A 9944-nucleotide genomic window follows, 5' to 3' on the forward strand; every position below is an offset into this window, starting at 1 on the left:
GGAACAGGCGCATGCCCTCGCCCTTGATCTGACCGCCAAACACCATGGACACATTGAAGTCCACGCCCGAGCGCTTGAGGGCTGCGCCGTCGCGCTCATGCACATGGCGCACGGCGGCGCCCAGCACGCGGGCGGCGTCGAACATGCTCTTGGCGTTCCAGATGGTGATGGCTTCCCCCGACTCCCCATCCTTGATCTGCTCGGTCTGCAAGATCTCGCGCACCGACTGCGAGATGGACAGGTTGCCCGCCGACAGCAGCACCATGAAGCGGTCCCCCACCTTCTCATAGACCATCATCTTGCGGAACGAGCTGATCTGGTCCAGGCCGGCATTGGTGCGGGAATCGGACAGGAAAACCAGCCCGGCGTTGAGTTTGATGGCGACGCAGTACGTCATGGAGCAATGGGGTTCGTTGTTTGGAGGTAACCCGCGAGTTTAGTCGCCTGTGGCATTGGCGGCCTGTGCCCCTGCAGGTAGCTCCCAGTTGTTGCGGGGTACGGCTATTCAAAAATGATAGCAACCAGGGCATATGGCACTAGCGCCTGATGCCCCTGGGGCTCAAAAATGCGCTGGCGATGTGCCCAGAGCCCGGTCAGCAGCCTGTAGCGCAGCCGGGGTGGGCGTCGCTTCAGCCTGCCAACTTCTTGAGCTGGTACAGCGCATCCAGCGCTTCGCGCGGGCTCAGGGCGTCGGGGTTGATGCCTGAAAGCGCGGCCTCGAGCGGGCTGGCGCCCGCGCTCTCGGGCACCTCGGGCGCGGCGAACAGGTCCACTTGCAACTCATCCTCGCCCGCGCGCTCTTCGAGCGCGGCCAGCGCATGGCGGGCGTGGTGCAGCACGGGCGAGGGCATGCCCGCCAGCTTGGCCACCTGAATCCCGTAGCTGCGACTGGCCGGGCCGGGCTGGATCTCGTGCAGGAACACGATGTCCGCCCCGCTCTCGGTGGCGCTCACATGCATATTGATGGCGTGGCGCGCCTTGGCGGGAAGCTCGGTCAGCTCGAAGTAGTGCGTGGCGAACAGCGTGAAGGCGCGGGTCTTGTCGTGCAGGTGCGTGGCAATGCCGCTGGCCAGTGCCAGGCCATCGAACGTGCTGGTGCCCCGGCCGATCTCGTCCATCAGTACCAGGCTGTGGGGCGTGGCAGCGTGCAGTATTTGCGCAGCTTCGGTCATTTCCAGCATGAAGGTGGACTGCGCATTGGCCAGATCGTCCGCCGCGCCGATGCGGGTGTGGATGGCGTCGATGGGCCCCAGGCGGCAACTGGCGGCGGGCACATGGCTGCCCATGCTGGCGAGCAGCACGATGAGCGCGACCTGGCGCATGTAGGTGGATTTGCCGCCCATGTTGGGGCCGGTGATGACCTGCATGCGCGTGTTGGCGTTCAGCCGCGTGTGGTTGGCGATGAAGCTGCCGCTCGACGTTTCTGCCAGGCGCGCCTCGACCACGGGGTGGCGGCCGCCTTCGATCTCGATGCAGGGCTCGGGCACGAACTGGGGTGCGCACCAGTGGAGGGTGAGCGAGCGTTCGGCCAGCGCGCACAGCACATCCAACGTGGCCAGTGCCTGGGCCAGGCGGGTGAGGGCTGGAACGTGGGGCTGCAGCTGGTCCAGGATCTGCTCGTACAGCCATTTCTCGCGGGCCAGGGCGCGCTCGTTGGCCGACAGGGCCTTATCTTCAAACGCCTTGAGTTCGGGTGTGATGAAGCGCTCGGCGTTCTTGAGCGTCTGGCGGCGGCGGTAGTCGTCCGGCACACGGTCGAGGTGGCTGCCGGTCACTTCAATGTAGAAGCCATGCACCTTGTTGAACTGCACGCGCAGGTTGGGGATGCCGGTGCGCGCCTTTTCGCGCGTTTCCAGGTCCAGCAGGAACGCGTCGCAGTTGGTCTGGATGGCGCGCAGCTCATCGAGCTCTGTGTCGAAGCCGTTGGCGATCACGCCGCCGTCGCGCACCAGGGCGGCGGGCTCTTCGGCAATGGCGGCCTGCAGCAGGGCAGTGCAGCCATCGGGTGGCTGCAGGTGGCTGAAAATTTGAATCAAATAGGGCTCTAGCGCTTGTCCATTAAGCGCTAGCAGCTCTGCTTTTTGTAGCGTTTTGCCCAGGCCCACCAGTTCGCGCGGGCGCACCTGGCGCAGGGCGATGCGGGCGGTGATGCGCTCCACATCGCTCACGCCTTTGAGTTCGCCGCGCAGCACGGCCCAGGGGCCACTGCCCCCACCGGCGCCGCCCGCACCGCGCAGGGCGGTGGTGGCTGACAGGCGCTGTCGTGCTTCGACGCGGTCACGGCGCGGCTCCAGCAGCCAGGTTTTGAGCAGGCGGCTGCCCATGCCAGTCATGCAGGTGTCGAGCAGCGAAAACAGCGTGGGCGCATCGTCGCCGCGCAGGGTTTTGACCAGCTCCAGGTTGCGCCGCGTGGTGGCGGGCAGGTCGATGAGGTCGTCGTTGCGCTGCACCTGCACGCTGTGCACGTGGGTGAGCGTGCGGCCCTGCGTGTGTTCGGCATACGTGAGCAGCCCGGCGGCGGCGGCGTGCGATTCGCCCAGGTCTTGCGCGCCCCAGGCCTGCAGGCTGGCGGCGCCCAGGTTTTCGAGCAGCTTGCGTTCGCCCAAAGCGCTGTCGAACTGCCAGTCGGGCCGGGGGCTCATGGGGCAGGTGAAGGCGCCGCTTTGGCGCAGTACCTGCAGTTGCTGCTCAAAGCGCTCGGTCACGCCCGCGCTGTAGATCAGTTCGCTGGGCGCCACGCGGGCCAGCCAGGCACCCAGTTCGTAGTGGGCGCATTCAGCCAGGAACACGCGGCCCTGCGTCACGCTGATCCACGCCAGCCCGCAGCGCGCACGCGGCGCCTGGTGCACGGCCATCAGCATCGATTCGGATTTGTCGGACAGCAGCTCGGTGTCGGTCAGTGTGCCGGGCGTGACCACGCGCACCACCTTGCGCTCCACCGGGCCCTTGGTGGCGCCCACTTCGCCCACCTGCTCGGCAATGGCCACCGATTCGCCCATCTTGATCAGGCGCGCCAGGTAGTTCTCGAGCGCGTGGAAGGGCACCCCTGCCATCACCACCGGCTGGCCGCCTGACTGGCCTCGCTGCGTGAGCGTGATGTCGAGCAGGCGCGCGGCCTTTTCGGCGTCTTGCCAGAAGACCTCGTAGAAGTCGCCCATGCGGTAGAACAAAAGCGTCTCGGGGTACCCGGCCTTGAGGGCCAGGTACTGCTGCATCATCGGGGTGTGCGGCGATGCAATGGGCTCGGTGATCGGCGCGGCGGATGTCATGCGATGGATGTCAGGGTAAACGGCAGCAGGCGGAGAGGCCTGCTGGGTGAAAGGCAGCTCGAATTATCGGGGGCTTTCGATGCGCTGCTGGCTCGCTGAGCCCCGTCGCCCGCCAGACCATCGGAAGTCTGGACAGCTCCAGCGCTGTCAATAGAGTAGGGTCACCGATACCGCGTCCCTGTAACTCCCCGCAGGCACGTACTGACCCGCAGGAATGCGTCCGTAGACCTGGAAAACCTTGACCACACTGCCCTGCATGCTGCCCGTGCCCCCGGTGCCCACACATGATGCGTTGGTGCCGTCAGCCCAGATCTGGGTGTAGGCGCTGTCGCAATACATGTTGTAGCCCAGGCGGCTGCTGCCCGCTGCCAGCTGCCGCTGCATGGCCGACGGCTGGCCACCCATGCTCAGGCTGAGGCTGTAGTTCACCGGCAGCCCGAGGGGCGCGGGCACCATGCAGGTCACCGTGATGCTGCCGTTGGCCAAGGTCGCGCTGCCGGATGGCTGGTACACACCGAACACTGGCGCCATCGCTGCAGCGGTGCAGGTTTGCGCCTGGCTGTTGGGGCAATACAGCACCAGCATGAGGACGGCCAGGCTGGCTGCGCCCCGGATTGCACTGGCGCGCCAGGCGCTCAGGCCGCCAGTTGCGCAGTCGTTGGTGCCCAAGCAGCTCATGGGGTGTCCTCGCATCGGTCAGGGGCCAGCGCAATGGCCTGGGTTGCTGCAGCGGTGTTGGTGTCTGATGCAGGCAGCGTGAAGTGGCAGCGTTTTTTGTCCAGGGTGATGCTGAAGGTGCCGCGCCCGCCAATGCTGGACATCAGCTCCCCGGTCCACAGCTCGCCGCGCGTGTCGATCACCGCTTCATTGGGTGGCTCGATGCCATCGGGCGCGACGCCTGTGGCGACGGCCACGGTCCCGGGGGGATAGGGCTTGTTGTGGGGCAGGAGCGGCTTGACCATGGGCTGGCTGGCCCAGGACAGCACGTTGATCTTGAAGGGCACCAGCACGCCCCCGCCACGCGGCGGGATGACCTGGCGGTCCAGCTGGCTGGCGGTCCAGTTGATCGGCCAGGTGGCGGGGTTCACGCTCAGGCGGTTGGTTTGCTGTGCCACCAGACCGGGAACCAGCAACACGCCATCGGCATTGGTGAGGCCGGCCGGGCGGTTCTCGTAAGAAACCTCGACATCAGGGGCGCCAGTCGACACCATCGCAAACGCTCCGTTCAGGGGGCGGCTGGTGAGCAGCTGGCCACCGGTCCATAGGATGTTGCTGCGCAGCGTGATCAGGCCGCTGCGGTCGGTGCGACCGACCCGGGCGCTGGCCTGCAGATCAAAAATGCGGGTCGAGGTGCTCCAGGTCCCGTCCAGCGCAGAAAAGGTCTGTTGTGAGTCCCGTGTGGCGCCCAGCCCCCAATTGGGGGCACCAGAGTCCTTGCTGTCATTGCTGCTGTACTGCGCGCGCGACAGCTGGTTCTTGTCGATGTGGTTCTGGCTGAGGTAGACCGAGCTTGAACGCGTGTCGCGCTCGTTGGTCAGCGGCAACACCAGGGCCAACAGCACATTGCGCTGGCCTACGCCCTTGAAGCGGGTGTGCGTCAGCGCCAGCGACAGGCTGGCGCCCTTGTCGCTCACGCGGGTGGTCGCGCTCAGGCTGCTGATCTGTTCGGTGGCATTTTGCTCACGCTGGGACTGCACATGGGTGGCGCCAAAAGTCCAGTCGCGCACCCCGCTCCACTGCGCTTGAATCAGGCGCTTCGACCGCAAGGGGGCCCGCGAGCCCAGACTTGGCAGGCCGTGCGGCGCTTGGGTCGCGTCCATCAGCAGACGCCAGAAGCGGCCGCCGCCGTCAAGTCGCACCTGCAAGGCGCCGCCCTGTTGGATGCCGGTGCCCTGCGGCAGCGTATCGCTAAAGAGGGAGCTGGTGCTGTCCCGCGCGCCAGTGTTGCGCGCCCACAGCAAGCCCAGGTGCGCAGCCCACAGATCGGTCAATCGACGGCCGGCTTCCAGTGCGAAGGAGGAGGCGCGACGGGACACCAGTCCCTGGCCACCGACGGTCAGGTCGTGTGTCAGACCGGTGCTGTAAGTGCCCACCACCACGGGTGCACCATAACTGGCATTGTGGGTAAAAAAGTTCTCGCGCTGCCAACCCGCATCGATTCGCCAAGCGGTGATACCGGGCGGCAACAGGGTGGCGGGCAGGTAGATTTCGCGCTGCACGGTGATCGGGTTGCCCTGGGAGTCCAGCGTGCGCACGCGGTAGCTGTTAAAGCCTTGCTGCGCTGGCAGGTTGCGCAAATCGACCACGCCGTTTTGTACGTTCTGCTGAAACTGCAGGTTGTCGTTGATGAACACCTCCAGCGGACCCGCCAGCGCGTTGCCGTTGCGCAGGGTGGGCAGCACGGGCGAGAAGTCGCTCGGCCTCAGGCTCCGGTCGGTGCCCCAGGACAGGCCCGCAAACTGAACGGATTCCCCCTGCGGCGTGGGGCTGCTGACGGCATCCCCCAGCCGGAGGTAAACCCCCGTTTGCGGAGATTCCTTGAGAGCATAGCTTTCGTAGCGAGCCACCCGGCCACCCTGCGTCCAGGCAAAGTTGGTGTTGTAGTACCAGCCGTCGCGGTAAGCGTAAAACTCGCCCGACGCACCCAGAGTCAGGCGCGAGGAGTTCTTGCTACCCGCGTAGCTGCTGAGCAGTTGGTAGTTCAGCCCCATGCTGTCCAGCACGGTTGCGGTGCTGACGGTCGGCGGCTTGCGGCTGTCGATCACTTGAGTGGCTTGCGTGAGGTCGAGAAACGTCAGCGTGCCGGTGTCCGGATTCACCTGCAGCGCAGTATCGTTGGCGGGCAGCTGCCAGAGGTTGATTTGCTCGAATGAGCATGTCTGGCGGTGCGGACTGGCGCCAACGGCCTGGCCTTTCAGTGGGATGAACCAGCTGTTGTCGGCAGGACTCCGGTAAGTCACGGCGACCTGCGGGTCCTGGCCGGCTTCCTGAATCTGAAGCACGTCTGCGGTGGTTTTGACCAAGCCCAGCGACGTACAGTCCACCGACCACACCGGCATGCAGAATGAAGCGATCATCATGCCAAGCGCGACAGGCGAAAACGAGGTCGGCGAACACTGGCGGGTCATGGTCAGCTTTCGGTAACAAGCCCAGAAACCAGCTTGAAGGCCATTGTCCGCAAGGGACGCCCTAGGATGGTCAACCAGGGCAACCCGACTCAGCGCGCTGTCAGCGCCATGAGACCACGGTCGGTTTGTGCGCCGGTTGCGCAGCGCGCCACATTGCCCGGGACCACCAGTTTTTGCCCTGGTGCAATCCGGCTCAGTACCTTGAGTGCCTCCGGCGGGCAATCTTTGCCCTCGAGCTTTGACACGGTCAGTGTTACGTTGCCAGTGTTGAGCAATTGAGCAGTGGACGCCCCAGTCGCTGTCATGGTCAGCATCGGTCTTGACTCGGTCGGGGCCACAAAAATCGGCACGCCAACGTTGAACACCATGCTGATTTCCTTCTCGCTTTTGGCCTCAGGCAACTGGCGCAGAAAAAGGCGGTAAAACCCTTCAGTGTCCTGTCGCGTCCCTGTGTACTTGAAGCGCACCACTCGGCCCTTGCCGGGTTGCAGGCGAAAGGAGGGCGGAGACACCACAAAGTCGGGGGCCGGCGCGTATTCTTCCTTTCCATCGACCCATGTCACATGCAGGAGCTCGACCTGCACACCCCAGGAAACGTCGCCCCGGTTGCTCACCTCGACGCCAGCGGTGTCCATGACCGGATCCAGCCGCACGATCACAGGTGCTACCGCAATCGGGGACATGCCTGCTGATGCGGAGGACACTAGAGTGCCGACCAGTAACACGCCAAGTGCTCCGGTGACCCAGGCGCGGCCCCAGGTCTTGAGATCGGCGATGGTGCTTGTAGACGACATGCTGGGCGAGTCAATAGTTGACGGTCACCGTGATGATGTCGGCGTAGGCACCAATGCCAGCCTGCTGTTCGGCGGTGAGCCTGCCGTACACGGTGAAGGTCTTGATGGTGCCCGCGGTGCTGGTGGCGGCACTGGAAGGCTGCCAGTCAGCAGCAATTTCTCCCCAGTTCTGGGTACGGGCGGCGTCCCGGAACAGGTGATACCCCAGGGTATCTGCACTCAACAAGTTTGTCATCTTGCGCGCAGAAGTCGTCGCGCCGGAGCCGGCACCACTGCCAAGACCCACGTTGTAGGCGCTCACGTCCGGTGTGCACGTCACGGTGATATGTCCGTGGCTGTCGACCGCGGCGCCAGTGTAGTTGCCAAAGATCACCGGGGTGGCTACAGCGACACAGCTCGACAGCACGGTGGCGGTCACATCCATGAGGGTTGTGGCGGTTGCCGCATGACTGATCGGCGCTGCGGCCAGAAGGGCGGTAGTCGATGCGAAAGCGGCAAAATTGATAAATTTAGTAGAGCGCATAAGACCCCCGAAAAAAGTTAAATTGAGCAACCGCCTCAAGAAGTTACCGTGAGAAGAGCAGGGTGCTAGCGCATTTCCGTGCCTGTCTCTTTGGGTGGAGCGTTGGGAAAATTGCAACTCAAGCTTGCGATTTACTTGCTGGTGTTTACCTTTGGCAGTGATGTGATTGAACTACCTGTTTCTTTGAAAGTCAATAAAAATGATAAAAATAATTTCAAAAAAGCAATTTCTCGATCTGAAGTGCGCGTCTTTCGTCACGGAATGTGTGGTGAAAATCATTGTTGTCAATTTTCTGCCAGGCAATGTGCGGCCTACAGCGGTGCAGGCGACCCGAAGTCCATACAACAGCGCCTGGGCGTCCAAGGCGATGGGCGCCTTCATGCGGGAGGTTGCAAAAAAGCGAGTTCGGTCGCTGAGCAGCCAGCGTTGGGCGCTGAGAGATGTGCGGGGCGATCAGGTTGACGGGAGGCGTCAGTGACTACTACCTTGGTCGCACGGCCGACATGGCCGACATGGCCGATATGGCCGACATGGCCGATATGGCCGATATGGCCGGATGGAAGCGGGTTGGCGCCTGATTAGGACGATGTGTCCAGTGTTCCAGGGGCTTTGCTGGCGTCTGCTGGGCGCCGATCAGCAGGGGTGGGCGGCATTGATCAGGCCCAGGCTGCTTTGCTTCAAGCACCTATTGTCTTGGTTTCTCCACTCTCCAAGCACATCGCACAGGGAGTCGCGCAGAGCGTCCCTTGGGCAATTCCGCTACGTTCTGCCAGTATGTTACGTTTGGACATACTCTTGGCTGTATGCTGGCAGCTTGACTTTGAACGGAGCCACCCTCCGTCGAGAGTAGGTGTTTCAACCCCCGGATTCAGAGGCTTCAGAGCGACCGTGATTTCGTCCGAACTGTTGACCGACCTCCTCGCCCCTGCTGGGGAAGGCCTCATCGAGCCCATGGCGCAGGCGCGTCTGCAGGCGCTGGTGGACGCAGTGCCGGTAGCGCTCATGGAGTTTCGCCTGCAGGACGGCCGCCTGCTGCTGCTGGCCGCCAACGCCGCAGCACGGCGTATGCCAGGCTTGGGGGCGGTGCGGCATCCAGGCGTGGACGCGTGCGAGGTGTTTGACCTGCTGGCCAACACGCCACTGATGGACCAGTTGCTCGGTGTGGTGCGTGTAGGCGCTCCGCTGGAATGCCGCCAGGTGGTGCGCGAGCCCGGCCGTCTGTTGCTGGCCTGGGATCTGTCCGCCCGCCGCGTGACCAACGACTGTATTGTGGTGACGGTGCGTGATGCCTCCGAGGCCGAGAACCTGCGCGTCGCACTCGCGGCGTCCGAGCGCACTCTGGAAGAGGTGCGGCGGGAGCTGCGCGAGCAGACCGATGTGTTCAACACCATGGAAAGCCTCGCGCGCACCGGCCACTGGCGTCGTATTGAAGACCCTGGAGAAACCGTGCTGCTGTGGTCGCCTGGGCTGTGCAACATTGCAGGCTTTGAACAGCAGGAGTGGGTGGACCCCGAACGGGCGGTCAGCGGCATCCTGCTCGAGGACCGCCACGTGTTCGAGAAGATCCGCGAATTCGGCGCAGCTCAAGACGTCGAATACCGGTGGCGCCGGCCCGATGGCGAGGTGCGCTGGATGCGCTCGCGTGTGCAGCGCACGCTGCCTCGCGATGGGGTACAGGTGGTCATGGGTGTGGTGCAGGATGTGACCGATGAACATCGTGCGGCCGAGCAACTGCGTGAGCAGCTGCTCTTCATCCAGCGCATTGCCAGCCGCATTCCCGGCTTCATCTACGAATACCGGCTGCATTCCGACGGTGGCACCAGCGTGCAGTACATCAGCGATGCCGTGCGCGAATTCATGGGCGTGGAGCCGCACGAGGTCACTGCCAACCACGGCGTGCTCATGCACCGCGTGGTGCCCGAAGACCTGCCGCTGGTGCAGCGCTCGGCCATGATGTCGGTGCGCAAGCTGGTGCCCTGGCAGTGCGAGTACCGCGTGCGCATGCCAGATGGCAGCGTGCGCTGGCACATGACCAATGCCATCCCGCACCGCGAGGCCGATGGCTCGGTGGTGTCCCATGGCTTCACCATGGACATCACGGACCGCAAGCGCGCAGAACAAGAGATCGAACGCCTGGCGTTCTACGACGCGCTCACAGGCCTGCCCAACCGGCGCCTGCTGCTCGACCGCCTGCAACGCTCCATTGCCGCCTGCCAGCGCACCAAGAACC

At 64.0% G+C, this 9944-nt stretch carries 7 protein-coding genes and 1 pseudogene; 2 read left to right on the top strand and 6 right to left on the bottom strand.

What is annotated here, in order from left to right; translation table 11 throughout:
• The 6 genes and pseudogenes from ISS20_RS20755 to ISS20_RS20780 form a co-directional block, all read right to left on the bottom strand.
• Window positions 1–397, bottom strand: a pseudogene (locus ISS20_RS20755) (peptidase); the annotation flags it as partial.
• A 232-nt stretch (window positions 398–629) separates the two neighbouring features.
• Entirely contained in the window at window positions 630–3269 is a 2640-nt protein-coding gene (mutS, locus tag ISS20_RS20760) for a DNA mismatch repair protein MutS (RefSeq protein ID WP_291439150.1), read from the bottom strand.
• Between the two features lie 147 nt (window positions 3270–3416).
• On the bottom strand, window positions 3417–3947 hold the full coding sequence (locus tag ISS20_RS20765; RefSeq protein WP_291439152.1) for a spore coat U domain-containing protein: 531 nt from the start codon (window positions 3945–3947) through the stop codon (window positions 3417–3419).
• Window positions 3944–6349: a fimbria/pilus outer membrane usher protein gene (locus tag ISS20_RS20770; RefSeq protein WP_291439154.1), complete on the bottom strand. Its 2406-nt coding sequence runs from the start codon at window positions 6347–6349 to the stop codon at window positions 3944–3946. The genes ISS20_RS20765 and ISS20_RS20770 overlap by 4 nt, the downstream gene beginning before the upstream one ends.
• Before the next feature lie 137 nt (window positions 6350–6486).
• Window positions 6487–7191, bottom strand: a complete 705-nt coding sequence (locus ISS20_RS20775; protein ID WP_291439156.1) for a fimbria/pilus periplasmic chaperone — start codon at window positions 7189–7191, stop codon at window positions 6487–6489.
• 10 nt (window positions 7192–7201) lie between these two features.
• Window positions 7202–7615 (bottom strand): spore coat U domain-containing protein, encoded by a 414-nt coding sequence (locus ISS20_RS20780; RefSeq protein WP_291439158.1) that lies wholly within the window; start codon window positions 7613–7615, stop codon window positions 7202–7204.
• A 177-nt stretch (window positions 7616–7792) separates the two neighbouring features.
• Between ISS20_RS20780 and ISS20_RS20785 the strand changes: the two genes are divergently transcribed.
• Window positions 7793–8176 (top strand): hypothetical protein, encoded by a 384-nt coding sequence (locus ISS20_RS20785; protein WP_291439160.1) that lies wholly within the window; start codon window positions 7793–7795, stop codon window positions 8174–8176.
• A gap of 426 nt (window positions 8177–8602) precedes the next feature.
• Window positions 8603–9944 (top strand): PAS domain-containing protein (locus ISS20_RS20790; protein WP_291439162.1); only part of this gene is annotated, 1342 nt, incomplete at its 3' end.

The organism is Acidovorax sp. (assembly GCF_016783915.1).
Lineage (GTDB): Bacteria > Pseudomonadota > Gammaproteobacteria > Burkholderiales > Burkholderiaceae_C > Acidovorax.